Below are 25,403 nucleotides of genomic sequence, written 5' to 3'. Positions count from 1 at the left end.
TCAGATAGGTTTGAGGTAGCGTTCCGGGCTAAGGTCGCGCGCGTTGATCTCCGGCACCCGGTTCGACATGATGTCGGCCAGCACCTTGGCCGAGCCGCAAGCCATGGTCCAGCCGAGCGTGCCATGGCCGGTGTTGAGAAAGAGGTTGGCGACCTCGCTTTGCCCGATCAAGGGCGGTCCGTCCGGCGTCATCGGCCGCAAGCCGCACCAGAAGCTCGCCGCCTTGAGGTCGCCGCTGCCGGGAAAGAGATCGCCGACCGAGTGTTCGAGCGTGCGGCGGCGCGATTCCTGCAAGCGAAGATCATAGCCCGAAATCTCCGCCGTGCCGCCGACGCGGATGCGGTCGCCGAGCCTGGTGATCGCCACCTTGTAGGTCTCGTCCATGACGGTCGACACCGGTGCTGCCTCGGCATTGCTGATCGGCACGGTGATCGAATAGCCCTTGACCGGATAGACCGGAATTGGGCGCCCCAGCGAGCGCATGAACTGCGCCGAATAGCTGCCCATCGCCATCACGAAGGCGTCCGCGGATCTCCATCCGCGATCGGTAAGCACATTGGTGAGGCGATTGCGGTTCCTGACGATGCGCCGGATGGTCGAGCCGTATTCGAAGGTCACGCCGCGCGCTACGCAGAGTTCTGCGAGCTTGTCGGTGAACATCTTGCAGTCGCCGGTCTCGTCACCCGGAAGCCTGAGGCCGCCGACGAATTTATCGCGCACCGCCGCAAGGGCCGGCTCGGCCGCGGTACAGCCGTCGCGATCGAGGATTTCATAGGGCACGCCATATTTCTTCAGCACCTCGACGTCGCCGCCGGTGCCGTCGAGCTGCTTCTGTTTGCGAAAGAGCTGCAGCGTGCCTTTGCTGCGTTCGTCGTAAGTGATGCCGGTCGCCTCGCGCAGCGCTTTCAGCGTGTCGCGGCTGTATTCGGCAAGCGGCACCATGCGCGACTTGTTGAGCGCGTAGCGCTCGGCCGTGCAGTTGCGCAGCATCTTGAGGAGCCACGTCCACATATTCGGGTCGAACGCCGGCCGCACCACCAGCGGTCCGTATTTCATCAATAGCCATTTGACGGCTTTGACCGGGATGCCGGGCCCGGCCCAGGGCGAGGCATAGCCCGGCGATACTTCGCCGGCATTGGCGAAGCTGGTTTCGAGCGCCGGCCCCGGCTGGCGATCGTAGACGGTCACTTCATGACCGGCCTCGGCGAGGAAGTAGGCGGTGGTGACTCCGATCACGCCGCCGCCCAGCACGATGACTTTCATTCCATGCTCCCTCAAAGGCCGATCATGCCGCGGAAGGGCCCGGATCGTCCCCTTCTGTCTGCCGGATTTTGCCGCGCCCGCCAAGGGGCCAGTCACCGGCGGATGCGCTGTGGACCAGCTTGAGGCCGTGGCGAGGTCGCTCGGCGGCGCGATCCTGCGCTGCGCGCCGCGCGGCCTCCGGCTGATAGGCCACATCCTCGAGAAGGATCTCCTCGGCAGGGCCGTCGGGCCGCTCGGCCAGCGCCGATTGGCCCGCTTTCATGCCAAGCAGGCAAAGGCCGCGCCACGTGGCGACCGGCAGGCCGGAGCCGACGGGAGCGGATGCTTCGGCCTGCACCAGCGTCCGCGTCTGAAGTGAACCGCCGCCAACGCGGAAGATCACCCGGCTGTTGAGCGTGGCCAGGTCTGGCTCGACGGCTCCCGTCGCAATGACGCGGCTTTCGGCAAGCTTGCGTTCGAGCATCGGCGCGATCGGATCGGCAAACGCGCGGCGGCGCATCAGCATCGCCTCGATCACCGCGAAGTCCTTGGCCGTCAGCCGGTAGACGGTCCTGGTCATGGCGCCCTCCGCGTTTGCTCGACGACTTCGATCGTTGCCGAGAGAACCCGGCTGTCGCGGCTCCGCCAGGAGACCGTGCGGCCGGCGCGCGCGCCGATCAGCGCGGTTCCAAGCGGCGTCAGCACCGATATGCGTCTTTCGGCGATGTCGGCCTCCGCCGGATAGACCAGCGTCACCGTCTGAAGGCTTCCTTCCGGATCCTGAAGCGTCACCGTCGAGCCCATCCGCACCACGTCGGCGGGCATTGCCGCCTCGGTGGCGACCCGGGCGCGGTCCATTTCGGCAAGCAGGTCCTCGGCCATATCGGGCGTGCGGTTGAGAAAGGCCCTGGCGAGACTGCTCAGCCGGTCGTGATCCGCCGCGCTGACAAGGAGGGTGGAACGCGATTGCGTTGCTGTGGGCATGGCATACCTCATATGCGGGCGCATCGGCGAAGCGAATGCGCGCAAGCCGCCACGTAGGCGGCGAACAAAGCCGGGCCGCAAAGGCCGCCGGCTCGATGAAATGTCTGGAATTCAAACGCCCCGGTTCACGCGGCCGCCGGCATTGGCGGCCACGTCGGGGCTACGCTCCCGCGATGGGGCAAACCCTGAAGCAGGTTTTGGTATAAGCGAGGTTGCTCATGCCCCGAACCTTGCCGAGAAGCCCCGGCTTGTCAAGCAAGGCGCCTGTCTCAAGCTCCTAGGTAGCGGCGGTGAAAGCGCGCACCCAGGCTGGTCAATATCTCGTAGCCGATGGTGCCGGCGTGGCCGGCCGCGTCGTCGACGCTTTGCGAGGGACCGATGAGCTCGACGAGCCCGCCTTCGCTGAGCCGGCCGGCCGGAAGCGCCGAAATGTCGAGGACGATCGAGTCCATCGACACGCGCCCGATGAACGGCAACCGCACGCCCTCGAACCAGGCGGCCGAAGCGGCGCGCCGGTGCCAGCCGTCGCCATAGCCCAGCGAAATGGTCGCCAGCCTGAGCGGCCCCTCGGCTTGATGGGTGTGGCCATAGCCGATGCCCGCGCCCGCGCCGACCTGCCGCGTCTGCGCCACCTTGGCTTGCAGCCCTATCACCGGCAGCATCGGGTTGGGTGCGTTGGGTGTGGGGTTGACGCCGTAGAGCGCGGCTCCCGGACGGGCAAGGTCGTAGTGGTAGGCCGGTCCGAGAAAGATGCCGGACGAGTTGGCCAGGGAGGCGGGCGCCGCGGGCAGCATCTTGCGCAGCAATTCGAATTCGCGTCGCTGCTTCTCGTTCGCCGCCTGTTGCGGCTCGTCGGCGCGGGCGAGATGGCTCATCACGAAACGGATGTCGACGCCGTCGAAAGCGCCGGCCTCGCCCACGACCGCCTCGATTTCCGCCGGCGCCATGCCGAGCCGGGCCATGCCGCTGTCGACCTGGATCGCGGCGGCAAGGCTTTGGCCCATGCCTCGCGCGATCTCGCGCCAGGCCTTCAGTTGCATGGCGCTGTTGATGACCGGCCAAAGCCGAGCCGCCGCGGCTTCCGGTGCAGAACCCGGAGGCAGCCCGTTCAGCACGAAGATGTCGGGCCCGGGCCCGATCGCCTTGCGCAGCGCGATGCCCTCGCCGAGCAACGCGACGAAAAAGATGTCGCAGCCCTCCTTCGCCAGCGCCGATGCCACTTGCGCAGCGCCAAGCCCGTAGCCGTCGGCCTTGAGCACGCCCGCGCAGCGAACGCCGTCGAGTCGCACCTTTAGCCGGCGGTAGTTTTCCCGGATGGCGCCGAGGTCGATCGTCAGGATCGCGCCGGCGGCCGCCTCGCTCACCGTCGAACCGCTGCTTGCATCATGTGCCGGAAACACGCGTCCGGTGTCGTCGTTCATGGCGACCCCCGCTCATTGCATCGGCAATCAATACGGCCGCAGCGCCGGCGCGACAACCGGGGCGGATGACCGCTCAGCGGACGAGATGCTGGAATGCTGCGACGACCTGCTCGTAGACCTTGCGCTTGAACGGCACGATCAGCTCCGGCAGATCCCGCATCGGCCGCCAGGCCCATTCGTCGAATTCGGCGGTGTGGCCGCCGGGCGGCGGATTGATCTCGATCTCGCTTTCGTCGCCCTCGAAGCGATAGGCGAACCATTTCTGCGTCTGGCCGCGATAGCGGCCCTTGAAGGCGACGCCGACCAGATGCTCCGGCAGGTCGTAATTGATCCAGCGCGGCGCCTCGGCCAGCAGCGACACGCTGCGCATGCCGGTTTCCTCGTAGAGCTCGCGGCCCGCGGCCTCGATCGGCTCTTCGCCCTTGTCGATGCCACCTTGCGGCATCTGCCAGAGTTGCGTCGTGCCGGCGAACTCGCTGTCCGGTTCGGCGATGCGGTGCCCGACCCAGACCAGGCCTGCTCCGTTGAGGATCATCAGCCCGACGCACGGACGGTAAGGCAGCGTTTCAGGATCGATCTTCTTGGCCATGGGTCAGCGTTCCAGCCGTCTTTGAGGATTGACTTCGGCGAGGCGGGTAGGGTTAGCCTTTTTGCGGATCGATCGCCACCGCCGAGATCGGCACGATCTCGATGCCGCGCTTCTTCGCTTCGGCAATCCAGGACGTCACCGTGTCGACGGTGATATCGAAGGCCGAACCGATGCCGACGGCGCTGCCCTTGGCCCGCGCCGTGGCTTCCAGGCTGTCCAGCTTCTTGAGGATTTCGCCGCGGTCCTGCACGGCATCGATCGCCATGTCGCCGGCAACGAACGGCACGCCGTCCTTGAGCGCAAGATCGGGCGCAACGCTGCGGGCGGACGACCCGTCGTCGATATAGGCGAGCCCCCGCTTGCCGAGCTCGGCCATGAACGGTTCCATCGCCGAGGCGTCGGTCGAGAAGCGCGCGCCCATATAGTTCATGACCCCGGTATAGTTGGTCGTGCGCGACAGCGCCCAGTGCAGGCTCTTCAGGTTCTCGTCCGGGCTGGCCGACACCGTCAGCGTGTTGCGGCCGGGATTGACGTTCGGATAGTCGAACGGCTCGAGCGGCACCTGCATGACGATCTCATGCCCGCTCTGCCTTGCCGCCTGCATCCAGCGGCCGATGCTGTTGCCTTGCGGCGCGAAAGCCAGCGTCACTTCTGCCGGCAGCTTGGCGATCGCGGCTTGCGTGCCGGTCTGCGAGACGGCGAGTCCGCCGATGACGATCGCCACCCGTGCCCCGCGCGCGCCCGACCAAGGCCGCGCATAGACGTCGAAAGGCCGCCTGCCGTCGGCGGAGCGCATCGGCAGCGGACCGGTGTCGCTGGCCTCGATCAGCGCCCTGTCCGGGATGTGGGCGACCTTGAGGTTCTGGCCGAGCGTCGACGGATCGCGAATCACGATCGCCGCCTTCGGCGGCCCGTCGCCCTCCTCGGTCTGGACATGGATGATCTGCGGGCCGCCGCTCTTCATCGGCGTGCTGGCTTGTGGTGTCGTCGCGGCTACCGGAGCCGGCGCGGGCGCCGCTGCCGCCGCAGGGGCAGGCGCAGCGGTGACCTTCGGCGTCGAAACAGCCACTTCTTCCGGCTTGCGGAACGGCTTTTCACGCAGCGCGATAGCGCCGGAAACCCCGATCACGCCAAGCACGGCCAGCACAGCGACGAGCGTGCCGGAGCCGATGCCGCGCGAGGCCTTGCGCTGAGGCCGGAGCGTCTGTCCGAGCGGGCGTTCGATGTCCTTGCCGATCTCAGCCAAGTCGTGTTTCCCCGGAAGCCCGCCAGGGTCACTTTTTCGTGACATCTCGCGTAAACTTCGCAATCGCTGGCGCGATACCCCAGACGCGTGGCGCCCCAACCGCGGTCCCCGAATCAAACTGCCGGAACCTCGCGGCCCCGGCAGCATTGCATTGCTTCGCGCAGCCGGCCAGAGCCGGACCGCACTACTGGTTCAGCACGGCCTTGTCCGGGTTCGGCGGGAACGACGGATCGGTCTTTTCGCCGCGCAGAAGCTGCTCGGCATAGATCAGCTGCAGGTCGTCCTTCGGATCCGGCGGCACATAGGCAGCCGAGCCCGAACCGGTGGAGCTCTCGTCGGCGCCCTTGATGTGGCCCTTGAGATCGGATTCGCCGCGGGTCAGGTCGCGGCCCTGCAGATCCGGCGGCAGCGGCTGGTCGACCTTGATGTCGGGCGTGATGCCCTTGCCCTGGATCGACTTGCCCGACGGCGTGTAATAGAGCGCCGTGGTGAGCCGCAGCGCGCCATTCTCGCCGAGCGGGATGATGGTCTGCACCGAGCCCTTGCCGAAGGACTGCGTGCCGACCACCGTGACGCGGCGCAGGTCCTGCAGCGCGCCGGCGACGATTTCCGAGGCGCTCGCCGAGCCGCCATTGACCAGCACGATCATCGGCTTGCCGTTGATGTCGTCGACCTGCTTCGGCTTGGCGTCGAAGCGGGTGACGTCCTTCGGATCGCGGCCGCGGGTCGACACGATCTCGCCGCGCTTGAGGAAGGCATCCGACACGCTGACCGCTTGGTCGAGCAGACCGCCCGGATTGAGGCGCAGGTCGAGCACATAGCCCTTCAGCTTGTCGTTCGGCACCTGCTTCTTGATGTTCTCGATGGCGTTCTCGAGATCGTCATAGGTCTTCTCGGTGAAGGAGGTGATCTTCATGTAGCCGATGTCGTTCTCGACCCGGTACTTCACCGCCTTGACCTTGATGACGTCGCGCACCACCGTGATTTCGATCGGCTTGTCGGCGCCCTGGCGCAGGATGGTGAGCTTGATCGGCGTGTTGACCGGTCCGCGCATCTTCTCGACCGCGTCGTTGAGGGTGAGGCCGCGCACCTCTTCGCCGTCGATCTTGGCGATGTAGTCGCCCGACAGCACACCCGCCTTGGCGGCCGGCGTGTCGTCGATCGGCGTGATGACCTTGACGAGGTCGTTCTCCATGGTGACCTCGATGCCGAGGCCGCCGAACTCACCCTTGGTCTGCACGCGCATGTCCTGCGCCTGCTCGGCGTTCATGTACGAGGAGTGCGGGTCGAGCGAGGCCAGCATGCCGTTGATGGCGTTCTCGACGAGCGACTTGTCGTCCGGCGGCGTCACGTAATTGGCGCGCACGCGCTCGAAGATGTCGCCGAAGATCGCCAGCTGCTTGTAGGTTTCCGAACCCGCAGCGTTCGCCGCCGAACCCGGTGCGCCGTAGACCAGGCTCATTGCCGATGCGCCCATCAGCGCGCCGGCAAACAGAAGCGACAGTTTCCGCATCATTTCACGTCCTTCCAGAAAATCGGTCCGCCCACCATGGGGCCGGATCGACGGGTTTTCCATCCTTGCGGAACTCGACATAGAGTTCCAGCGCCGCATTTCCATTTCGCGAGGCCGAGGTGCTTGCCACCCGGGCCTCTCCCATCGCGCCGATCGGCTCTCCTGCGAGCACCGACTGTCCGGTCGCGACGCTGATTCTGCTCATCCCCGCCAGGACGACATGATAACCGTCGCCCGCATTGAGGATCAAGAGTTGACCATAGGAGCGAAACGGCCCCGCATAAAGCACGTTTCCATCCGCCGGCGCGGTGACGATGGCTCCCGATTGTGTCGCAACCATGTCGCCCTGCATCGCCTCGCCATTGCCGTCGTCGGCGCCGAAACGCAGTTTGATCTTGCCGATGACAGGCAGCGCGATCTGGCCTTGCAATGCCGAGAACGGCGCCGATCCGGTGAGGCGATTGGCCTCCGGCACCGGCAGCGCGGCGAGCTCGGTGGTCGAGGCCGTCGTGTCGTTGTCCGTCGATTTCCGCTCGCCCGCCTTGACCTGGTCCTGCCCCTTGCGCGCCTTGTCGGCTTCGAGCGAGGCGATCAGGTCCTTGAGGCTGCTCGCCTTCGCCGCCAGCTGCTGCGAGTGCTGCTGTTCGGCCGCCATCGCCGTTTGGGTATCGGCCTGCAGCTTCTTCTTGGCTTCGAGCAGCATGGTGAGCCGCTTCTTCTCGGCCGTCTGGTCGGTGACGGCGGTGGTGAGTCTCGCCCGTTCTGCCTCGATCGAGGCCGTGACGCGGGTCTGCTCCTTGAGGTCGGCCATCAGCCTGTCGGTCTGCTGGCGCAATTCCGGCACCACGGCGCCGAGCAGGATGGCGCTGCGCACCGACGACAGCGCATCTTCGGGCTTGACCAGGATCGCCGGCGGCGGATTGAGCCCCATGCGCTGCAGGGCGCCCAACACCTCGGCCAGCACGTCGCGCCGCGCCATGAGCGAGGCGCGCAGTTTTCCTTGCTCGGCCTTCAGCCCTTCGAGCTTGGCGCCGATATCCTCGATGTCCTGGCCGAGCTTCTGTTCCGTCATCGCCGACTGGATGAGCGCCGCGGTGATCGAGGCATAGTCCTTCCGCACCGAGGCGATGTCGGCGGCGAGCTTGCCCAGCCGCTCCGACGACAAGGTGATCTCCTTGGAAACCTGCTCGTATTCGGCCCGGCTCTGATCCGGATCGGGCGCAAGGTCGAGCGAATTTTCGGCCGCCCGGACCGGCCCGAGCGTGACCACGGCGGCGACAAGGGTCAAACCGCAACGGCTGCGCCAAGCGCGCGTTCTGGAATTCCAGCCTTCAGACATCAGGCCTCGACTGTATCCGCCGCTTCGTTAACGAACCATCAACCATGTTGGAAGCGCCCAATAACCCGGTTGCCGCGCGATTGAGGCGGAAATCGCGGCGCAGGCCGGCAATCCCCAGCTTTTCGGCCGATGCCGTTATTCACGATCGATGATACGGATGACCGGAAAGGATCGTGGCGATCCGGTAGAGCTGCTCGCCCAGCATGACGCGCACCAGCTGGTGCGGCCAGGTCAGCGCGCCGAACGACAGCACCAGATCCGCCTGCTCGCGCAAGGATCTGTCGTGGCCGTCGGCGCCGCCGATGGCCACGACGAGCGCCTTGCGGCCGCCGTCGCGCAACTGGCCGATGCGGGCGGCCAGGTCCTCCGAGGAGAGCGACTTGCCGCGTTCGTCGAGCAGGATGAGAACAGTGCCCGGCTGCAACTGGGCCTGCAGCCTCTGGGCTTCCTCGCGGCGGCGCTCGTCGGCGCTCTGTCCGCGGCTCTCGGGAACCTCGACAATGCCGGCAAATTCCAGCCCGACCACGGGCCCGCTCTTCGAAAAGCGCTCGAAATAGCGGTCGGCGAGTTCTCTCTCGGGGCCGGTCTTCATCCGGCCCACGGCATGAACGGTGATCTTCATCCTCGCCCCGGCGAGCTTGTCCTAACGCGTACCGTGACGGTTCACGGCACACGGATCAAGGCTCAGTGCAGGGTCTCTTCCTCGAGATCCGGCGCCTGCCACATCTTTTCCAGATTGTAGAATTCGCGGACTTCGGGGCGGAAGACATGGACGATGATGTCGCCCGAATCGATCAGGACCCAGTCGGCGCCGGCCAGCCCCTCGACGCGCGCCGTGCCGAGGCCGGCATCCTTCAGCGCCTTGAGGAGGTGATCGGCGACAGCCGAGACATGACGGTGCGATCGGCCCGAGGCGATGACCATGTAGTCGCCGAGGCTCGATTTTCCCTGGATGTCGATTGAGACGATGTTTTCGGCCTTGGAGTCTTCCAGACTGGCAAGGACTGTGTCGATGGCGAGGGACGCGGCGTCGTTTCCGCTGATCCCTGCCGGCGAAGGCATGATGTCAGCCTTCTTCCGCAGTGCTGTTCTCAGTGTGTTTCCTTTCCCAACAAGAACAACCAAATCACCATGCAAAAGGTGACACCACATAGATAGGCAGAGTTCCATTGCAGTTTCAAGACGGGCGCGCCCTGCCCGCGCCAACGCGGCTCTGCTTGGCAGGTTCCGTCGTTCCGAAAAATCGGAACCCTTTGCGCTTTGCATAGGTTATCGGCTCACTGACCAATGGGGACTTCATCCATGCCAACCGACCCGCAAAGCGCCCTCATCACCATCCAGGCCGGGCTTGCGCAGCTGAGCACGCTGATCGTTTCCTATTCCTTCTCGGCCATCGGCGCCATAATCCTGCTGGTTGTCGGCTATTTCGTCGCTGGTGTCGCCGAGCGCTCGATCTCGGCCGGCCTCGGCCATATCCACGGCTTCGACGCGACCTTGCGTCATTTCTTCTCCAAGATCGTCCGCTACGCCATCCTGATCCTGGTCACCATCATGGTGCTCGGCCAATTCGGGGTGCAGACCGCCTCCATCATCGCGGCAATAGGCGCCATCGGCCTGGCCATCGGGCTGGCTCTGCAAGGCACGCTGCAGAACATCGCCGCCGGCATCATGCTTCTGGCGCTCCGGCCCTTCCGCATCGGCGAATATGTCGAGGTCGGCTCGATTGCCGGCACCATCGAGGAGATCGGCCTCTTCGCCACCAAGCTGCGCTCCGTCGACGGCGTCTATGTGCTGGCACCCAACTCGACGCTGTGGAACCAGCCGGTGCGCAATTTCACCCGCAACGGCGTGCGCCGCACCGACGTGAGCTTGAGCATCGGCTCCTGGAACGACATCGACCGCGCGCAAAAGACGCTGCTTGCCATCGCCGGCGCCGAAAAGCGCATCCGGCGCGAACCGGCGCCGATCGCCTTCGTGGCAAATCTCGGCGACACCACCGTTTCGCTCACCTTGCGCTACTGGACGTCGGCCGCCGACTATTTCTCGACCCAGACCGACATGACCAAGCGCGCCAAGCAGGCTTTCGACAGCGAAGGCATCTCGATCCCGCTGCCGCCGCCGGAAATGCCGGCGCCGGAGGCGCGCAAGCAGTAGCCTCGCAACAGCGATTTTCAATCTGCCGGCATTCTGAACCGATTTCGAGGTATCTCGGCTATTGCCGTGATTTCGATCTGCAAGTCCGGATGATAAAGTCGCACGATCTCGACGGTTGTCGTTACGGGATAGGGCTCTGAAAAGAACTCCTTGCGGATGTCTCCCGACGCCATGAACCGCTCGATGTCGGTCGTATACTGGGTCAGCGATACGATATCGGCCATCTCCCCACCGATGGCCGCGAGCACGGCCTTGATGTTTTCGAGGGTTTGCCGGACCTGAGCCCGCATATCGCCCTTCCCGACAATCTGCCCTTCACGGTCAAGCGAAACTTGGCCTTTTAGGTGAACGAGTTGCCCGCCCTCATGGATTTTCACCATGGAGAACGCGCCAAAAGGCTTCCACACCGCTGCGGGATTATAGCTCTTCGACATCTCTGATCTTGCTCGAATTTGGGCCAAAAAGTCGCGAAGATGCGCAGCTTGTCAATCTTTGACGTGTCGCTGCTGTTCGTCCGGCGCGAAGGCAAGCTCCACCGGCAAGGGCGTCTGCGCCGACATCGGCGCGAAACTGCCGCTTGTGGCCGCGGGCGTCGGCCGGCCGGCCATCACGCGCCACAGCACGAACAGGCAGAAGGCCGATGCGATGACGATGCCGACATAGATGAAGGTCGCGGTGCCGAAGACGGCGGAAAGCGCCGTCACGATGCCCGGCACGATGAAGCCGGCCAGCGACCAGGCAAACAGCATCGAGCTCGACAGCGCCAGAAGCTCGTCTTTGCCGGCGCGATCGGCGGCATGCGCGCTGGAGAGCGCGTAGATCGATTCCGACGCCCCATCCCAGATGAGATAGATCACCACCAGCGCCATCAGCGCGCCGCCGTCGAAGACAATGGCGAGCACGCTGGCGACGGTCGCGAGCGCCGCCGCGCCCGCCAGCACGTAGCGGCGGTCGGTACGGTCGGAAATCCAGCCGAGCGGGATCTGCAGGATCAGCGTGCCGACCGGCATCGCCGACAACAGCAGCGCCACGTCGGCCTGGCTATAGCCCTTGGCGGTGGCATGGATCGGCGCAAAACCGGAAACGATCATCGACAAGCCGCCGACCGCCAGCATGCCGGCGACGCCGACCGGGGAGATCCGCCAGGCGCGGCGAAGCGCCACCGACGCGGCCTGCGGCGCCGGCGGCTGGGCAAGCCGCGTCATGCCGACCGGCAGGATGGAGAGCGCGGTGAAGGTGATGCCGATCAGCGCGGCGGCGGCTGTATGGATGTCGATCGCGGCGAGCGTCGCATAGCCAACGCCCAATCCGCCAATATAGGCGACGTAGAACACCGCCATGATCCGGCCGCGGATCGAATTCGGCAAGGCGTCGTTCAGCCAGCTCTGGGCGACGATGAACAGCCCGCAAATGGCGAAGCCGTAGAGCGCCCGGGCCGCGATCCAGAGCAACGGGATCGGCCCGGCGCCGATCGCGGCATTGGAAAGCGCGATCAGCGCCGAAAGCACCATGAAGGCGCGGGCGTGGCCCACTCGCTTGACGAGCGGCCCGGTCAGGATGCAGCCGGCAAGCCCGCCGGCCGAAAGCCCGGTGACGATCAGCCCGGCCCAGGTCGGGTCGAAACCGTCGGCGCCGAGCCGCACCGGGATATAGGCGAACATCAGCCCGTTGCCGATCGCGATCAGCGCCATCGACACGATGACGCTGGCAATGGCGATCAGCGGCGCCGATCGCGCGGCGCGGCTGGGATCGGTTGTGGATTGATTCTGCTTCAGCATGTCCACGCAAGCTTGGCCTACGAACAGGCAAAAAGCCGCCGCAAAAGCGACATGGCCGGACTTACCTTCTCCCCTTGGAGGAGAAGGAGGGCGCTCACCCCTTCGCCGCCTTGCGGATCGCGGTGGAGGACAGCAAGGAGCGCGGACCGTGGATGAAAGTCCAGGCCGGCGCCGGCATGCGGGCAAGCAGCGGCGCGTCGCCCTCGTCGACGCGGGCATAGTCGAAGGTCTTGGCGACCACCGACGACAGGAAGGAGAGCGTGGCGCCCGGGCGATCGATGACCGCGATCGGGAAGGTCAGCACGATCTCGCGCCAGCGCTGCCAGCGGTGGAAGTCGCGCAAGCTATCCGCGCCCATGATCCAGACGAAATCGACGCCCGGATTGCGCGCCTTGACCAGCGCAAGCGTGTCGGCGGTGTAGCGCACGTGCTGCGCCGCCTCGAACGCGGTGACCTTGATCCTCGGATTCCTGGCGATCTTTTCGGACAGCTCGACGCGCTCGGCGAGCGGCGCCAGTTCCCGCGCGCTCTTCAGCGGATTGCCGGGCGTCACCATCCACCACAGCTGGTCGAGCGCGAGCCTTCTCAGCGCGATCTCGGCGACCAGCGCGTGACCGGCATGCGGCGGGTTGAACGAACCGCCGAACAGACCGACGGTCAGCCCCTTGGCGGCGTGCGGCATGCGGAGGTAGCGGGCGGGGACGATGGGCTGAAGGGACGAAAGCATGGTGCTAGGCCCCCCTCTCTGGCCTGCCGGCCATCTCCCCCTCAAGGGGGGAGATCAGATGTTGCCTATGCTTTCGCCAATCGCCGGCGTTGCAAGCCGAGCACCGGCGCCGAAGCTGCCAATCTCCCCACTTGAGGGGGAGATGGCCGGCAGGCCAGAGGGGGGGGCCTTGGCGCAAAGGCTCAAGCTCTAGCGGCAAGCGTCAAGGCCTCACCTGTCCCGACCCGCGCACGCGGTATTTGAATGAGGTGAGCTGCTCGACGCCGACCGGCCCGCGCGCGTGCATCTTGCCGGTGGCGATGCCGATCTCGGCGCCCATGCCGAACTCGCCGCCATCGGCGAACTGCGTCGAGGCGTTGTGCAGAAGGATCGCCGAGTCGATCTCGTTGAAGAATTTCTCGACCGCCTGCGCATCCTCGGCGACGATCGCCTCGGTGTGGTGCGACGAGAAGGTCTCGATATGCTCGATCGCGCCGGCGACATCGTCGACCAGCTTCACCGCGATGATGGCGTCGAGATATTCCGTCACCCAGTCCGCATCGGTCGCCGGGCTGGCGTCGGCGAACGCTTCCGTCACCTCGGCATCGGCGTGGATCTCGCAGCCGGCGGCGCGCAGCGCTTCGAGGATCGGCACCAGATGCGTGGAGGCCACCGCGCGGTCGACCAGCAAGGTCTCGGCGGCGCCGCATACGCCGGTGCGCCGCATCTTGGCGTTGACGGCGATCTTGACCGCCATGTCGAGCTTGGCCGAGCGGTCGACATAAAGATGGCAGATGCCTTCCAGATGCGCGAAGACCGGCACCCGCGCCTCGTTCTGCACGCGTCCGACCAGGCTTTTGCCGCCGCGCGGGATGATGACGTCGAGACTGCCGCCGAGACCTTTGAGCATCTCGCCGACGGCGGCGCGGTCGGTGGTCGGCACCAGTTGGATGGCGTCCTGCGGCAGGCCGGCAGCCTTCAGCCCTTCGACCATGCAGGCATGGATCGCCGACGACGAATTGTTCGAATCCGAGCCGCCGCGCAGGATCACCGGATTGCCCGCCTTGAGGCAAAGCGCGCCGGCGTCCGCCGTCACGTTGGGGCGGCTTTCATAGATGACGCCGATGACGCCGAGCGGCGTGCGCACGCGCTCGATATGAAGGCCATTCGGCCGATCCCATTCGGCGATGACGTCGCCGACCGGATCCTTGAGCGCGGCGATCTCGCTTATGCCGTCGGCCATCGCCTTGATGCGCGAGGGGGTGAGCTTCAGGCGGTCCATGAAGGAGCCCGACAGCCCGGCCTCCTCGCCATTCGACATGTCGATGGCGTTGGCGTCGAGGATCGCCTGCTCGTTGCGCAGGATGGCATCGGCCATGGCGACGAGCGCGGCATTCTTGGCCTTGGTGGAAGCGACGGCCAACGGTCGCACGGCGGCGCGGGCGCGGCGGCCGATATCGGCCATCAGCGCCACGGTGTCTTCGCCGGATTTTTCATGCAGCTTCAGCATGGTTCATCCCTCCGCTCGGTCGTCGGCCGATGCTCTAGTCGTCGGCCAATACTTGGTCGCCGCCGACGCTTACCACAAGGTCGTCGCGATGGATCATCGCCGAGCGCGCCTCGTAGCCGAGCACGTTTTCGATCTCGGCCGTCTTCAAGCCCGCGATCCTTACGGCATCGGCGGCATCATAGGCAACAAGGCCGCGCGCGATCTCGCGGCCCTCGGGCGACAGGATCGCCACCGTGTCGCCGCGCGAGAAGTTGCCGCTGACCAGTTTAACGCCCGCCGGCAGCAGCGACTTGCCCGATTTGAGCGCGCCGATGGCGCCCGCATCGACCGTGAGCCGGCCTGCCGGCTCGAGCTGCCCGGCGATCCAGGTCTTGTAACCCTTCACCGGATTGGCGCTCGGCTTGAAGAAGGTCGCGCGCTCGCCGCGCTCGATCGCCATCAGCGGCGACAGCCTGGTGCCCGAGGTGATGATCATGGCGGTGCCGGCGGCGTTGGCGATCTTGCCGGCGTCGAGTTTCGTGCGCATGCCGCCGCGCGACAGCTCGGATGCGGCCACGCCCGCCATCGCCTCGATGTCCGGCGTGATGCGGTCGACCACGGGGATGAATTTCGCTTGCGGATCCTTAGCCGGCGGCGCCGTGTAGAGTCCGTCGATATCGGAAAGCAGCACCAAGAGATCGGCGCCCATCATCGTCGCCACTCGGGCCGCCAGCCGGTCGTTGTCGCCGTAGCGGATTTCCGACGTCGCCACCGTGTCGTTCTCGTTGATGACCGGCACCGCCTTCATCTTGAGCAGGGTCGAGATCGTCGCGCGCGCGTTGAGGTAGCGGCGGCGTTCTTCAGTGTCGCCAAGCGTCAAGAGGATCTGGCCCGACTTCAGCCCGTCGTTGCCGAGCGCGTCCGACCAGGCGCCGGCAAGCGCGATCTGGCCGACCGCGGCGGCGGCCTGACTCTCCTCGAGCTTCAGCGCGCGTTTACCGAGGCCGAGAATGGTGCGGCCAAGCGCGATGGCTCCTGAGGATACGACAAGCACTTCCGCGCCGGTACTGGCAAGCGCCGCAATGTCGTCGGCAAGCGAGGTCAGCCAGTCGCGCTTCAGGCCCGTCGCGCGGTCGACGAGCAGCGCCGAACCGATCTTCACGGTGATGCGCCGGTATGATTTCAGCGATTTCATGGGTCTTATCGCCAGCGCGTGTCGACAGGAGCCGGAACGGCATCGCGCGCTTCGGCGACCACCGCCATCAGCGCGCGCAGCACCGCCTCGACGCCTTCGCCGGTGACGGCCGAGACAAGCAGCGGCGCGCGGCCGGCGGCGCGCTTCAGCGAGGCGGCCTTCTTCTTGCGCTGATCCGCGTCGAGGATATCGATCTGGCTGAGCGCGACGATCTCGACCTTGTCGGTCAGCCCATGGCCATAGGCATCGAGCTCCGCGCGCACGGTCTTGTAGGCCTTGCCGGGATTTTCCTCCTGCGCCGAGACCAGGTGAAGCAATACGCGCGTGCGCTCGACATGGCCGAGGAAACGGTCGCCGATGCCGACCCCTTCATGCGCGCCCTCGATCAACCCGGGAATATCAGCCAGCACGAATTCGCGGCCGTCGATGCGGGCGACGCCGAGGCCGGGATAGAGCGTGGTGAAAGGATAGTCGGCGATCTTCGGCTTGGCGGCGGTGACGGCGGCAAGGAAGGTCGATTTGCCGGCATTGGGCATGCCCACCAGGCCGGCGTCGGCAATCAGCTTGAGCCGCAGCCAGATGCTCAGCTCCTCTCCGGGCAGGCCGGGATTGGCGCGCCGCGGCGCCTGGTTGGTCGAGGTCTTGAAATGCTGGTTGCCGAAGCCGCCATTGCCGCCCTTGGCGAGCAGGAAGCGCTGGCCGACGATCGTCAGGTCGCAGATCAGCGTTTCATTGTCCTCCGCAAAGACTTGCGTGCCCGCCGGCACTTTCAGCGTCACGTCGGCGCCCTTGGCGCCCGTCATGTTGCGGCCCATGCCGTGCATGCCGGTCTTGGCCTTGAAATGCTGCTGGTAGCGATAGTCGATCAGCGTGTTCAGCCCGTCGACCGCTTCCATCCAGACATCGCCGCCGCGGCCGCCGTCGCCACCGTCCGGTCCGCCGAACTCGATGAATTTCTCACGCCGGAACGACACCGATCCGGCGCCGCCATCGCCGGAGCGGATGTAAACCTTTGCCTGGTCGAGGAATTTCATCTGCGTTTCAAGTTTCTGCTGGTGGCCTTGCGGGATTGCTCTAAACCAAGGCGGGACGAAGGGCGAGGCTGTTTTGCGACTAAAGCGCCTGATGCTCTTTTGCAAAGGACGCAGTAGCACTGTTCGCGAGCCAGGGTTGGGGAAATGCTCGAATGAAGGTCGTCACCTACAACATCCAGTTCGGCATCGGCCTCGACGGCAAATACGACCTTGGCCGCATCGCCGATGCGGTACGCGGTGCCGACGTGATCGCGCTGCAGGAGGTGACCCGCAACAATCCGCGCAACGGCGACCGCGACATGGTGGCCGAGATCGGCGAGGCGCTGCCCGATTATTTTGCCGCCTATGGCAGCAATTTCGAGGTCAATATCGGCTCGCGCCTGGAGAACGGCCGCGCCGTCTCGACGTCCTTCCAGCTCGGCAACATGGTGCTGTCGAAGACGCCCATCCATCTGTCGCGCAATCTCCTTTTGCCGCGCAGCCGCAGCCTCGAGACCATGAACTTCCAGCGCGGCGCGCTCGAGGCGCTGATCGAGACGCCGCTCGGCTTCATCCGTTTCTATTCCACCCATCTCGACCACCGCAGCCCGGTCGAGCGCCAGGGCCAGATCCGTTTCCTGCGCCAGCGCCTCTTGAACTATGCGCTGGAAGGCGGCGGCCTGTCGGGCATTCCCGAGATCGGCCTGCCGGACCTGCCCTATCCGGAAGCCTTCATCGTCATGGGCGACTTCAACATGCTGCCGGGCTCGCCGGAATATATCGAACTCGCCGGCCGGCCGGACCATGAGTTCGGCATGCCGCTGACCGCCGATCTCGCCGTCGACGTCGCCCAGCGCCTGGCCGTCGCCGACCTCGTCACCTGGGTCGACCCCGACCGCCCCGGCGACAAAAGCCGCCACAAATGCATCGACTATGTCTTCACCAGCGCCTCGTTGGCCAAGTCGCTGCAGCGCCTGTGGTCCGACCGGGAAGCCGTCGGCTCCGATCATTTGCCGCTCTGGGCCGAACTGGGCTGAGTCGCCTTCGAGCGCCGACGCCTAGGCGTGTTGCTATTCAGGTCAGGCCGAGCCGAAAATGATGGCTACCGAGAACCGGAGCGGAGCGTACGTAAAGTACGTGAGCACCGGAAGCGCAGGAAGCCGGCATTTGCAGGCCGGCCTCACCTGAATTTCAATATGCCTAGAAGTGGACCCAGTTGCGCAGACTGGTCCAGGTCTTCCTGTCGAGCCGGTAGCGCTCGACCGGCACCTGGCCGGCGACGATCGAGTTCAGCATGCCCTGGCCGGCATACTGGAAGCCGCATTTGTGGATGACCCGGCGCGAGGCCGGATTGATCACCCGGGTCGAGGCATGCAGCACCTGGATCGAAGTGTTCTGGAACGCGAGGTCGACCAGCGCATGCGCGGCCTCCGTCGCATACCCGCGCTTCCAGTAGGGTTCGCCGATCCAGTAGCCGAGCTCCAGTCCGCGATCGGTGGTGTTCAAGCCCGCGCAGCCGACGAAGGTGCCGGTGCCGGCAAGGGTGAGCGCATAGACGATGCCGGCGCGGCGCGACGCCGCCATGGCAAGGAAGGTGCGGCCCTCGGCTTCGCCGTAGGGATGCGGCATGCGGGCCAGCATTTCGGCGACATGCCGGTTGTCGGCAAGCGTGACGAGTTGCTCGAGATCGCTCTCGCGCGGGGCGCGCATGACCAGCCGCTCGGTGGCCAGCACCGGGCAATCGATCGCATAACTTTCGTCTTCGGTATCTTCCGCTTCGGCAACCATTTAGTCCTCCAGGGCAAAGAAAAATGAAAAAGAGAGAGGGCAAGCCCATCTCTCCTGATCCTTTTCCTGGCCTGGCCAGACACCGGTTCCCGAGATGGGCGCCGGTGTTATGGTGCGGAACCGGCTACTCCGCTGCTTTGGTAATCGGGTTCACCGATACGTAGGTTCGGCCGTTGGCTTTTTTGTTGAAGGTGACTGCGCCGGCGTCGAGCGCAAAAAGGGTGTGGTCCGTGCCCATGCCAACATTGGTGCCCGGATGCCAGGTCGTGCCGCGTTGGCGGATGATGATGTTGCCGGCGACGACGGCTTCGCCGCCGAACTTCTTCACGCCCAGACGCTTGGAGTGCGAATCGCGACCATTGCGCGACGAACCGCCAGCTTTCTTGTGTGCCATTTGACTAACTCCGATGCGCCCTGAGGCGCTTGAATGGTCTTATGAACGCGTTCGCGTTCCGTTTCAAGTCCCGTACCGGCGACGATCGTCGCCGGAAGAATTACTTCTTCGCCAGTTCCTTGGCCTGCTCGCGCCAGTCCTTGATCTGGTCGGCGCTGAACGGCATGTGCTCGTCGATCTTGGCAACATCCTTGTCGGTGAGCTTGGCGAGCTGCGCGAAGGTGACGATGCCCTGCTCGGCGAGGTCCTTCGCCGCGACCGGGCCGATGCCCTTGATCACGGTCAGGTCGTCCGGCTCGCCCTTCGGCGCCTTGAACAGCGGCGCGGCGACGGTCTCGGCCTTAGCCTCCTCCTTCGGAGCGGCCTCTGCCTTGGGTTCCTTCTTGGCCTTCTCCTTGGGAGCGGCTTCGGCCTTCGCCTCGGCGGCGACTTCCGCCTTGGCTTCGGGGGCCTTTGCCTCGGCCTTGGCTTCCGGCTTGGCGGCGGCCTTCTTCGACGGCTTGGCGCCGCCCAGCAGGATCTCGGCGATCCTGACGGTGGTCAGAAGCTGGCGGTGGCCGATCTTGCGGCGCGAATTCTGGCGGCGGCGCTTCTTGAAAGCGATGACGGTGCGGTTCTTGCCCTGCTCGACGACTTCCGCCGTGACCAGAGCGCCATCGACGAACGGTGCGCCGAAGGTGACATTCTCGCCCTCGCCATGCGCGAGCACGTTGCCGATCTCGACGATATCGCCGACCTTGGCTTCGAGTTTCTCGATCTTCAGGAGATCGTTGGCGGCGACGCGATACTGCTTGCCGCCCGTTTTGATGACTGCGAACATTTTTTGCCTTTCGCTGTTCGGTCGGCCTCGATGAACCGCGTCGGCGGTTCGGCCGTCTTTTTGTCAGTCTGCGGGTTCAAAAAACAAGCGGCGCGGAAGAGCCTCCACGCCGAATGCGGGCTGTCCCTAACCGAAGGTTGCGCCGGAGTCAAGGCAAGCGGGCCGCCCCTGGAGATACATTGAGCGACGTTGCCGGCAAATATCGGCCCGTCCCCTCTCCGCCGCTTTTCGCGGAAGCTGGAAATCGGTCGAATAAGGCCTTGTAACTCCAGCAGTCAGCCGTTATCTAGTGCGCCGCGCCGGCAACGGCCGACCATGACCTCGCGGAGAGGTGGCAGAGTGGTCGAATGCACCGCACTCGAAATGCGGCATACTCGCAAGGGTATCGGGGGTTCGAATCCCTCCCTCTCCGCCATCCTGCTTCGCTCTCCGAGCTTCGCGGGATCAGCGCAGTCTTCCGCGCGAAGCAGGATGCCCTCCGAAGCTTTAGCGAAGGAGGGCTCGCCCGACTTAAGAACGCCTCAAGTCCAGACCAACGCGTTTCGATCGATCCATACCCGGGTCGTGAAGCAGCACACAGTCGCGTGACAGAAATCCGACCATGGTCGATAGTAGCATCATCTCAGGGGATCATCCTGCGAAGGATCGTTCGACATGCGCTCTGGGCGGAATCCAACGGTGTCCGGTCGCTCTTCGGATCGGCTGTTGATTGGGCGAACCATAGCGGTTGCGCTGGCACTTGCATTTTCCGTTTCGCCTTCGCACGCTGCACAGCATCGTCTACCGAGCGGTTACAAATGGGGCCGCTGCCTGCTTGTCGTTCATGGTCAGACCCGCATCTCCGGAAAATGCTCCTATCAGATCGAGCAGGGCGGCGATTTCAACATCCAGGGACCTCATCAGGTCTTTGCCGGCATCGACTATCCCGACACGCATAGCGGGGCGGGCGAAATGTCCAAGGATTACTGGGCCGTCGTCTACAAGGACGGCGATTCCTGGGCAGGCTATGCGAACGGGGATGTTCGCGACACGCACGGCGACGGAAAAGATTGGGGAGAGCTTCACCGCGAAGGCGCCTGCTATGTTGGAAATGAGGTCAAGGTCTGCGTTTGGCGTTAGCCCCCTCCCTTATTCCCTCGATCCGTTCGATGATTTGACCTCTCGCCTTCGGTCGGCGGCCGCCCGGTCGATGGTCACCGTCGCGGAGGTTCCGACGACCAGCCTCGCCTTGGTGGCGGCGTCGCCCTCGAGCACGATATGCACCGGAACGCGTTGCGCCAGCCGCACCCAGGTGAAGGTCGGGTTGATGTCCGCCAGCAGCGTCCCGGACGTGCGCTCGCGGTCCTCGATGCCGGCGGCTATGCTTGCGACGTGGCCCGAAAGCGACGACTTCCATCCCATCGGCCTGATCGACGCCCTGGCGCCGACCTCGATGCGCGGCAGTTTCGTCTCCTCGAAATAGCCGTCGATGCGGACCGTGTCGGTATCGACCAGCGCCATCGTCGCCCCTCCCGTCGTGACATAGTCGCCAGGGCGAAGGCTGAGATTGGTGATGATGCCGTTGACCGGCGCCCTGACTTCCGCGCGGTCGAGGTTGAGCTGCGCTAGGTCACGCGCAGCGCTTGCCTGCAGGCTTTCCGACTCCGCCTCGGCCACGCTCGATTGCGCCTCCTCGATCTGCTGGACGCTGACCGCCGAGGCTGTCAGACGTTTCAGACGTTCCAGGTTTCTCCTCGCCTGGTCGAGCGTCGCCTGTCGGCCCTCCACCACCGCCTGCGCCTGCGCAAGGGCGACGGCAAAGCGCTGGCGGTCGACCTGGAACAGCACGTCGCCCTTCCTGACCGCCTGGTTGTCCTTGACCAGGACCTCGGCCACGAGACCTGAGACGTCCGGCGTGACGCCGACGACATCGGCGCGCACATGCGCGTCGCGCGTCCATGGCGCGTTCATGTTGTCGTCCCACAGCTTCCAGGCGGCGACGCAGGCGACGGCGACGACGCCGACCGTGACGAGGACCCTGCCGGTCAGTCGAAGAAGACGGTATTTCATGAGAACAGCCGATTTGAGAGCGAGGACATTGCCCCGAGGATGAGGATGTACAGCGCGAGGTTGAAAAGCGCCCGGTGCCAGACAAGCGAATAGAGGCCGGTCCACGACAGCACCTGCCAGACGATCCGGGCCACGATGAAGGCCGCCAGCATCGTGACCAGAAGCCCCGGCAGATAGACGCCGCCAATGCCGATATCGTTCTGCATGTATCTACTCCGCTACCAGGAGCATCGGCTCCGGCACTGTCGAATGAACGGGCGGCGCGGCGTTTCGGAACAGCGCGCGCCGCAGCCCGACCAGCGCGTCGACGGATCGGCGAGCCGGCGCGGCCTGACGGCCCGCGACGATGGCAAGCGCGGCGTCGATGCGTTCGCGCAGCCCCGGTGACGCCGCAACAGGCTCGCCGAGCCGGAGCCGCTCCTTGAACAGCACGGCAATGGCGGACAGAACCTCGCCGACCGCTGTCCTTTCGTCCGAGGTGAGCCGGTTGCGCAGCCGCTGCAACTCCACGATGTTCAGCCCCAGCCTGATTTCCGCATAGCCGTCGATCGTCGACAGCTCCTTGTTTTCCATGGATGCGAGCCGGGGAACGAGTTGCCCGAGGCGATCGAGCATGCGCCCCGCGAGCCTGCGCTGGTCCTCGGCGCGCTCGCCCGCGGCAAGCTGGGCAAGGTCGGACCAGCCGGCATGCACCAGTCGCCGGGCGGCGATCTCGCCGCCGAAAGGCCGGACCACCAGCGTCCACACAAGCGCGAAACCAACGCCAGCGAGCGCGGCAAGCCCGCCGCCCGCGAAGGAGGTGAAATCGGCGGAAAACCTGTCGCTGAGCGCGATGAACGACGCCGTGTTCACGGTGAGCAGCATCGCCAGCATGTTGAGCTGAGGCCTTGGAATGATAGTGCCGAGCACAAGGAACGGCGGCGCCAGCACGAGAACCAGCAACGGAAAGCTCTGGATCGAGGGCAGGATGGCGAACTGATAGGCCGCGGTGACCACAAGGCTCGCCGTGCACCAGATGAACATCGACAGGAGAAGCGGCGCGGGCCGGTCGGTCGCCGCGAAGAACGAGCAGGCGACCGCCACCATCAGCACGAATCCGGAGCCTTCGGCCCAGCCCGAGTAGATCCACAGGGCGAAGGCAATCAGGACGGCGACGATCACCGAAGCGGCATAGAAGAACAGCATTCCATAATCGTGATGGCGGGTGCGCGAGAAGGTCCGGCGCCGGCGGAAAGCAAGCTTTTCACCGCTGGATTCGCCGGTCGCGATCTGCTTCTTCAAGACGAGGCAATCGTGCCAGGCATCGACGATCTCGCGCAGCCTGGCTAAGGCGCTGTCGAGGATCAGGCTCTTCCAGTCGACGGCATAGGCAGGCGGACGCAGATCGGCGATGCGCGAACGCAGCGCGACGGCGCGATCCGGATCGGCCACGGCCTGCAGCCAGCACCCGACATCGTCGAGCAGGGCGATGAGATCGTCGCGCAGCACCCGGTCCTGCGATCTCAGTTCATGAAGCCGGTCATCGAGCGAGGAAAGCAGGGGAAGCAGCAGCATGAGACGCCCGCGCAATTGCCGCGCCTGCCGCGTAAGCCCGTGCGTCTGGTGATCGTATCCGAGTTGGCTGATGAGGATGTCGAAGCCGGAAATGTCGGATGCCAGCTTCTGCCGGACCGGAGGCGCCGGCCGCGCAGCGCCCTCGCCGCGCAGGATTTCACCGGCCCACTGGGCGGCGTCGCCCAGCCAAGTGGAGATACGCGACGACATCAGGGAAGACAGCCCGATCGGGAACACCAGCTGCGCCACCAAGCTGGCGCAGACGATGCCGAGGATGATCTCCTGGCTGCGCGCCGAGGCGATGTCGAAGATCGTCTGCGGCGCATCGACGGCCGGCAGCGCGATCAGCGGCAGCGAATAGCCGGCGAGCATGAAGACATAGCTGCGCGGCGTGCGGTCGAGCATCGAGATGTAGAGCAGAACCCCTGTCCACAGCGCCACGGCGATGCTCATCAAGAGCGGCGAATTGACGAAGGTCGGCAACAGCAGGACGGCCCCGGCCGCGCCGATCAGCGTGCCGAGCGCGCGGTAGAGCCCTTTGGACGAGGTCGCGCCGGCAAGCGGATTGGCCACCACATAGACGGCGGCCATGGCCCAGTATGGCCGCGGCAGATCGAACGAAAGCGCTATATAGAGCGCCAGCATCGAGGCGAGGAACGCCTTGATCGAAAACAGCCAGTCCTGCCAGGAGGGAAGCGTCATGGGTTTGGCTCTCGCGCCCGCCTGCTCACTGGCGGGCGCCACGGTTGGCTAGCGGTTGATGTCAACATCCTTGGTCTCGCGCCCGATCAGCAGGGCGACCAGCGTGAGCACCGCCATGGCCGAGAGATAGACGCCGACCCAGAGAGGCCCGCCGCCCGTGCTCCACAGCGCCACGGCGATGAAAGGCGCGACCGCGGCGCCGAGGATGGACGACACGTTGTAGGAAATGCCCGAGCCGGTGTAGCGCACATTGGCCGGGAAAAGTTCAGGCAACAGCGCTCCCATCGGGCCGAAGGTCATGCCCATCAGGCTGAAGCCGATGATGAGCCAAGCCATGACGCCGACCGTGCCGGCATGCAGCATCGGCACCCATGACAGCCCGAAGATCGCGATGGCGATGGTGATCCAGATCAGCGTGCGGCGCCGGCCCCAGCGATCGGCCCAGGGCCCCGAGACCATGGTGAAGACGCCGAAGAAGACCACGCCGATGATCATCATCAGCACGAAGGTCGTGTAGCCATAGCCGAGGCCGGGCACGGCGGCCGAGGGCGCGGCCCGGCCGTAGCTCAGCGAAAACGTCGTCATCAGGTAGAACAGCACATAGGTGGCGAGCATGTAGAACGTGCCGAGGACGAGCTCTTTCCAATGCGTGTTGACGACCGAGGCCAACGGCAGCTTCCTGACCTTGCCGGCGCGCACGGTGTTGTCGAAGGCGGCGCTTTCGACCAGGTTCAGCCGCACCCAGAGGCCGATGGCCACCATGATCAGCGAAAACAGGAACGGGATGCGCCAACCCCAGGACAGAAAGGCCAGGGACGGCCGCGAGGGGTCGTCCGAGGGCAGCATGGCGGCGATGATCAGGAACAGGCCGTTGGCGATGATGAAGCCGATCGGCGCGCCCAATTGCGGAAAAGTGCCGTAGACGGCGCGCTTGCCCTTCGGCGCGTTCTCGGTCGCGACCAGCGCCGCGCCGCTCCACTCTCCGCCGAGGGCAAAACCCTGAGCGAGGCGCAGCACCACCAGCAGGGCCGGCGCCAGCCATCCGGCGCTCGCATAAGTCGGGAGCAGGCCGATCAGGAATGTCGCCAGCCCCATGGTGAGCAGCGCGCCGACCAGCGTGATCTTGCGGCCGCGCCGGTCGCCGAGATGGCCGAAGAAGATCGCGCCCAGCGGCCGCGCGATCATGGCCGCGCCGAACACCGCGAAGGAAGCGAGCAGCGCCGTCGTGTCGTTGCCGGCGGGGAAGAACAGATGCGGGAACACGAGCACCGCCGCCGTGGCATAGACATAGAAATCGTAGAACTCGATCGTGGTGCCTATGAGGCTCGCCAGGATCACCCTGGAGCGGGGATTGGCGGGGGAAGCTGCTGGCACTGCGTCGAAGGCAACGGACATCGAAAACACCTTTGGGGGAACGGGCCGAGGCC

Annotated in this window: 26 protein-coding genes and 1 tRNA gene; 4 read left to right on the top strand and 23 right to left on the bottom strand. The window is 65.3% G+C overall.

What is annotated here, in order from left to right; translation table 11 throughout:
• The 10 genes from FJ418_RS12965 to rsfS all read right to left on the bottom strand — a co-directional run bounded on the left by FJ418_RS12965 (position 1) and on the right by rsfS (position 9,396).
• The gene (locus FJ418_RS12965; RefSeq protein ID WP_348643104.1) at positions 1-1,359 is read right to left on the bottom strand and encodes a D-amino acid dehydrogenase; all 1,359 of its coding nucleotides are present in this window, start codon (positions 1,357-1,359) and stop codon (positions 1-3) included.
• Positions 1,286-1,822 carry a nucleoside-diphosphate kinase gene (locus tag FJ418_RS12960; protein WP_140865891.1) on the bottom strand — a complete coding sequence of 179 codons (537 nt, stop codon included), beginning with the start codon at positions 1,820-1,822 and terminating at the stop codon, positions 1,286-1,288. Before FJ418_RS12960 ends, FJ418_RS12965 begins: the two co-directional genes overlap by 74 nt.
• On the bottom strand, positions 1,819-2,226 hold the full coding sequence (gene rnk / locus FJ418_RS12955) for a nucleoside diphosphate kinase regulator (RefSeq protein WP_246683032.1): 408 nt from the start codon (positions 2,224-2,226) through the stop codon (positions 1,819-1,821). The genes FJ418_RS12960 and rnk overlap by 4 nt, the downstream gene beginning before the upstream one ends.
• A 269-nt stretch (positions 2,227-2,495) precedes the next feature.
• The gene (gene alr, locus FJ418_RS12950; protein ID WP_140865886.1) at positions 2,496-3,647 is read right to left on the bottom strand and encodes an alanine racemase; all 1,152 of its coding nucleotides are present in this window, start codon (positions 3,645-3,647) and stop codon (positions 2,496-2,498) included.
• Positions 3,648-3,720: 73 nt separating this feature from the next.
• Positions 3,721-4,236, bottom strand: a complete 516-nt coding sequence (locus tag FJ418_RS12945; RefSeq protein ID WP_140659729.1) for an RNA pyrophosphohydrolase — start codon at positions 4,234-4,236, stop codon at positions 3,721-3,723.
• A gap of 52 nt (positions 4,237-4,288) precedes the next feature.
• Positions 4,289-5,482 carry a divergent polysaccharide deacetylase family protein gene (locus tag FJ418_RS12940; protein WP_140782946.1) on the bottom strand — a complete coding sequence of 398 codons (1,194 nt, stop codon included), beginning with the start codon at positions 5,480-5,482 and terminating at the stop codon, positions 4,289-4,291.
• Between the two features lie 184 nt (positions 5,483-5,666).
• Positions 5,667-6,998 carry a S41 family peptidase gene (locus FJ418_RS12935; protein ID WP_181166921.1) on the bottom strand — a complete coding sequence of 444 codons (1,332 nt, stop codon included), beginning with the start codon at positions 6,996-6,998 and terminating at the stop codon, positions 5,667-5,669.
• Between the two features lies 1 nt (position 6,999).
• Positions 7,000-8,334, bottom strand: coding sequence for a murein hydrolase activator EnvC (locus FJ418_RS12930; protein ID WP_140782945.1), 1,335 nt, complete (start codon positions 8,332-8,334; stop codon positions 7,000-7,002).
• Positions 8,335-8,473: 139 nt separating this feature from the next.
• Positions 8,474-8,956 (bottom strand): 23S rRNA (pseudouridine(1915)-N(3))-methyltransferase RlmH, encoded by a 483-nt coding sequence (rlmH, locus tag FJ418_RS12925; RefSeq protein ID WP_140865884.1) that lies wholly within the window; start codon positions 8,954-8,956, stop codon positions 8,474-8,476.
• 62 nt (positions 8,957-9,018) lie between these two features.
• Positions 9,019-9,396, bottom strand: coding sequence for a ribosome silencing factor (gene rsfS / locus FJ418_RS12920; protein WP_140646523.1), 378 nt, complete (start codon positions 9,394-9,396; stop codon positions 9,019-9,021).
• Between the two features lie 240 nt (positions 9,397-9,636).
• On the opposite strand from rsfS, the gene FJ418_RS12915 reads away from it, so the two are divergent.
• On the top strand, positions 9,637-10,488 hold the full coding sequence (locus tag FJ418_RS12915) for a mechanosensitive ion channel domain-containing protein (protein ID WP_140659733.1): 852 nt from the start codon (positions 9,637-9,639) through the stop codon (positions 10,486-10,488).
• Between the two features lie 17 nt (positions 10,489-10,505).
• On the opposite strand, the gene FJ418_RS12910 is transcribed toward FJ418_RS12915, so the two are convergent.
• The 6 genes from FJ418_RS12910 to obgE form a co-directional block, all read right to left on the bottom strand.
• Positions 10,506-10,922 (bottom strand): RidA family protein, encoded by a 417-nt coding sequence (locus tag FJ418_RS12910; RefSeq protein ID WP_140865881.1) that lies wholly within the window; start codon positions 10,920-10,922, stop codon positions 10,506-10,508.
• A gap of 51 nt (positions 10,923-10,973) precedes the next feature.
• Positions 10,974-12,266 carry an MFS transporter gene (locus FJ418_RS12905; RefSeq protein WP_140865949.1) on the bottom strand — a complete coding sequence of 431 codons (1,293 nt, stop codon included), beginning with the start codon at positions 12,264-12,266 and terminating at the stop codon, positions 10,974-10,976.
• A 94-nt stretch (positions 12,267-12,360) separates the two neighbouring features.
• Positions 12,361-12,948, bottom strand: a complete 588-nt coding sequence (locus tag FJ418_RS12900; RefSeq protein WP_140865946.1) for a nicotinate-nucleotide adenylyltransferase — start codon at positions 12,946-12,948, stop codon at positions 12,361-12,363.
• Positions 12,949-13,195: 247 nt separating this feature from the next.
• Positions 13,196-14,482 carry a glutamate-5-semialdehyde dehydrogenase gene (locus FJ418_RS12890; protein WP_140865878.1) on the bottom strand — a complete coding sequence of 429 codons (1,287 nt, stop codon included), beginning with the start codon at positions 14,480-14,482 and terminating at the stop codon, positions 13,196-13,198.
• Positions 14,483-14,516: 34 nt separating this feature from the next.
• A complete protein-coding gene (gene proB, locus FJ418_RS12885) occupies positions 14,517-15,656 on the bottom strand; it encodes a glutamate 5-kinase (RefSeq protein WP_140865875.1) in 1,140 nt (379 codons plus the stop codon).
• Between the two features lie 5 nt (positions 15,657-15,661).
• Complete coding sequence (gene obgE, locus FJ418_RS12880; RefSeq protein ID WP_140659737.1) at positions 15,662-16,690, bottom strand: GTPase ObgE; 1,029 nt, start codon at positions 16,688-16,690, stop codon at positions 15,662-15,664.
• A gap of 152 nt (positions 16,691-16,842) precedes the next feature.
• On the opposite strand from obgE, the gene FJ418_RS12875 reads away from it, so the two are divergent.
• Positions 16,843-17,706, top strand: coding sequence for an endonuclease/exonuclease/phosphatase family protein (locus tag FJ418_RS12875; protein ID WP_140782941.1), 864 nt, complete (start codon positions 16,843-16,845; stop codon positions 17,704-17,706).
• Positions 17,707-17,869: 163 nt separating this feature from the next.
• On the opposite strand, the gene FJ418_RS12870 is transcribed toward FJ418_RS12875, so the two are convergent.
• The 3 genes from FJ418_RS12870 to FJ418_RS12860 form a co-directional block, all read right to left on the bottom strand.
• Positions 17,870-18,457 carry a GNAT family protein gene (locus FJ418_RS12870; RefSeq protein ID WP_140646514.1) on the bottom strand — a complete coding sequence of 196 codons (588 nt, stop codon included), beginning with the start codon at positions 18,455-18,457 and terminating at the stop codon, positions 17,870-17,872.
• A gap of 124 nt (positions 18,458-18,581) precedes the next feature.
• Complete coding sequence (gene rpmA / locus FJ418_RS12865; RefSeq protein ID WP_140646513.1) at positions 18,582-18,851, bottom strand: 50S ribosomal protein L27; 270 nt, start codon at positions 18,849-18,851, stop codon at positions 18,582-18,584.
• Positions 18,852-18,951: 100 nt separating this feature from the next.
• Positions 18,952-19,671: a 50S ribosomal protein L21 gene (locus tag FJ418_RS12860; protein ID WP_140865872.1), complete on the bottom strand. Its 720-nt coding sequence runs from the start codon at positions 19,669-19,671 to the stop codon at positions 18,952-18,954.
• A 325-nt stretch (positions 19,672-19,996) separates the two neighbouring features.
• On the opposite strand from FJ418_RS12860, the gene FJ418_RS12855 reads away from it, so the two are divergent.
• Together FJ418_RS12855 and FJ418_RS12850 are read left to right on the top strand one after the other, a co-directional pair.
• A tRNA-Ser gene (locus FJ418_RS12855) sits at positions 19,997-20,086 on the top strand.
• Positions 20,087-20,349: 263 nt separating this feature from the next.
• Positions 20,350-20,790, top strand: a complete 441-nt coding sequence (locus FJ418_RS12850) for a hypothetical protein (RefSeq protein ID WP_140865869.1) — start codon at positions 20,350-20,352, stop codon at positions 20,788-20,790.
• Between the two features lie 9 nt (positions 20,791-20,799).
• Here the strand turns inward: FJ418_RS12850 and FJ418_RS12845 are convergent, their stop codons facing one another.
• The 4 genes from FJ418_RS12845 to FJ418_RS12830 are packed head-to-tail and all read right to left on the bottom strand — an operon-like array spanning position 20,800 to position 25,371.
• Positions 20,800-21,720, bottom strand: a complete 921-nt coding sequence (locus FJ418_RS12845) for an HlyD family secretion protein (RefSeq protein ID WP_140865867.1) — start codon at positions 21,718-21,720, stop codon at positions 20,800-20,802.
• Positions 21,717-21,926 (bottom strand): DUF1656 domain-containing protein, encoded by a 210-nt coding sequence (locus FJ418_RS12840; RefSeq protein ID WP_140865864.1) that lies wholly within the window; start codon positions 21,924-21,926, stop codon positions 21,717-21,719. The genes FJ418_RS12845 and FJ418_RS12840 overlap by 4 nt, the downstream gene beginning before the upstream one ends.
• Positions 21,927-21,930: 4 nt before the next feature.
• Entirely contained in the window at positions 21,931-23,976 is a 2,046-nt protein-coding gene (locus FJ418_RS12835) for an FUSC family protein (RefSeq protein WP_140865861.1), read from the bottom strand.
• A gap of 48 nt (positions 23,977-24,024) precedes the next feature.
• The gene (locus FJ418_RS12830) at positions 24,025-25,371 is read right to left on the bottom strand and encodes an MFS transporter (protein WP_140865858.1); all 1,347 of its coding nucleotides are present in this window, start codon (positions 25,369-25,371) and stop codon (positions 24,025-24,027) included.
• Positions 25,372-25,403: the final 32 nt, after the last annotated feature.

It is taken from the genome of Mesorhizobium sp. B2-8-3 (assembly GCF_006440815.1).
In the GTDB taxonomy this organism is placed as follows: Bacteria; Pseudomonadota; Alphaproteobacteria; order Rhizobiales; family Rhizobiaceae; genus Mesorhizobium.
The sequence above is the reverse complement of the archived record's forward strand: the minus strand, read 5'-3'. Positions and strand labels throughout refer to the sequence as shown.

What these genes read in the sequence shown, in the direction of transcription:
- FJ418_RS12870 (WP_140646514.1), bottom strand. Translation starts at nt 18,457, where the DNA reads ATGGTTGCCGAAGCGGAAGATACCGAAGACGAAAGTTATGCGATCGAT.
- FJ418_RS12890 (WP_140865878.1), bottom strand. Translation starts at nt 14,482, where the DNA reads ATGCTGAAGCTGCATGAAAAATCCGGCGAAGACACCGTGGCGCTGATG.
- FJ418_RS12845 (WP_140865867.1), bottom strand. Translation starts at nt 21,720, where the DNA reads ATGAAATACCGTCTTCTTCGACTGACCGGCAGGGTCCTCGTCACGGTC.
- FJ418_RS12905 (WP_140865949.1), bottom strand. Translation starts at nt 12,266, where the DNA reads ATGCTGAAGCAGAATCAATCCACAACCGATCCCAGCCGCGCCGCGCGA.
- FJ418_RS12835 (WP_140865861.1), bottom strand. Translation starts at nt 23,976, where the DNA reads ATGACGCTTCCCTCCTGGCAGGACTGGCTGTTTTCGATCAAGGCGTTC.
- FJ418_RS12860 (WP_140865872.1), bottom strand. Translation starts at nt 19,671, where the DNA reads ATGTTCGCAGTCATCAAAACGGGCGGCAAGCAGTATCGCGTCGCCGCC.
- FJ418_RS12900 (WP_140865946.1), bottom strand. Translation starts at nt 12,948, where the DNA reads ATGCCGCACGCCGCCAAGGGGCTGACCGTCGGTCTGTTCGGCGGTTCG.
- FJ418_RS12935 (WP_181166921.1), bottom strand. Translation starts at nt 6,998, where the DNA reads ATGATGCGGAAACTGTCGCTTCTGTTTGCCGGCGCGCTGATGGGCGCA.
- proB (WP_140865875.1), bottom strand. Translation starts at nt 15,656, where the DNA reads ATGAAATCGCTGAAATCATACCGGCGCATCACCGTGAAGATCGGTTCG.
- FJ418_RS12915 (WP_140659733.1), top strand. Translation starts at nt 9,637, where the DNA reads ATGCCAACCGACCCGCAAAGCGCCCTCATCACCATCCAGGCCGGGCTT.
- FJ418_RS12945 (WP_140659729.1), bottom strand. Translation starts at nt 4,236, where the DNA reads ATGGCCAAGAAGATCGATCCTGAAACGCTGCCTTACCGTCCGTGCGTC.
- rlmH (WP_140865884.1), bottom strand. Translation starts at nt 8,956, where the DNA reads ATGAAGATCACCGTTCATGCCGTGGGCCGGATGAAGACCGGCCCCGAG.
- FJ418_RS12910 (WP_140865881.1), bottom strand. Translation starts at nt 10,922, where the DNA reads ATGTCGAAGAGCTATAATCCCGCAGCGGTGTGGAAGCCTTTTGGCGCG.
- rnk (WP_246683032.1), bottom strand. Translation starts at nt 2,226, where the DNA reads ATGCCCACAGCAACGCAATCGCGTTCCACCCTCCTTGTCAGCGCGGCG.
- alr (WP_140865886.1), bottom strand. Translation starts at nt 3,647, where the DNA reads ATGAACGACGACACCGGACGCGTGTTTCCGGCACATGATGCAAGCAGC.
- rsfS (WP_140646523.1), bottom strand. Translation starts at nt 9,396, where the DNA reads ATGCCTTCGCCGGCAGGGATCAGCGGAAACGACGCCGCGTCCCTCGCC.
- FJ418_RS12830 (WP_140865858.1), bottom strand. Translation starts at nt 25,371, where the DNA reads ATGTCCGTTGCCTTCGACGCAGTGCCAGCAGCTTCCCCCGCCAATCCC.
- rpmA (WP_140646513.1), bottom strand. Translation starts at nt 18,851, where the DNA reads ATGGCACACAAGAAAGCTGGCGGTTCGTCGCGCAATGGTCGCGATTCG.
- FJ418_RS12840 (WP_140865864.1), bottom strand. Translation starts at nt 21,926, where the DNA reads ATGCAGAACGATATCGGCATTGGCGGCGTCTATCTGCCGGGGCTTCTG.
- obgE (WP_140659737.1), bottom strand. Translation starts at nt 16,690, where the DNA reads ATGAAATTCCTCGACCAGGCAAAGGTTTACATCCGCTCCGGCGATGGC.
- FJ418_RS12960 (WP_140865891.1), bottom strand. Translation starts at nt 1,822, where the DNA reads ATGACCAGGACCGTCTACCGGCTGACGGCCAAGGACTTCGCGGTGATC.
- FJ418_RS12875 (WP_140782941.1), top strand. Translation starts at nt 16,843, where the DNA reads ATGAAGGTCGTCACCTACAACATCCAGTTCGGCATCGGCCTCGACGGC.
- FJ418_RS12930 (WP_140782945.1), bottom strand. Translation starts at nt 8,334, where the DNA reads ATGTCTGAAGGCTGGAATTCCAGAACGCGCGCTTGGCGCAGCCGTTGC.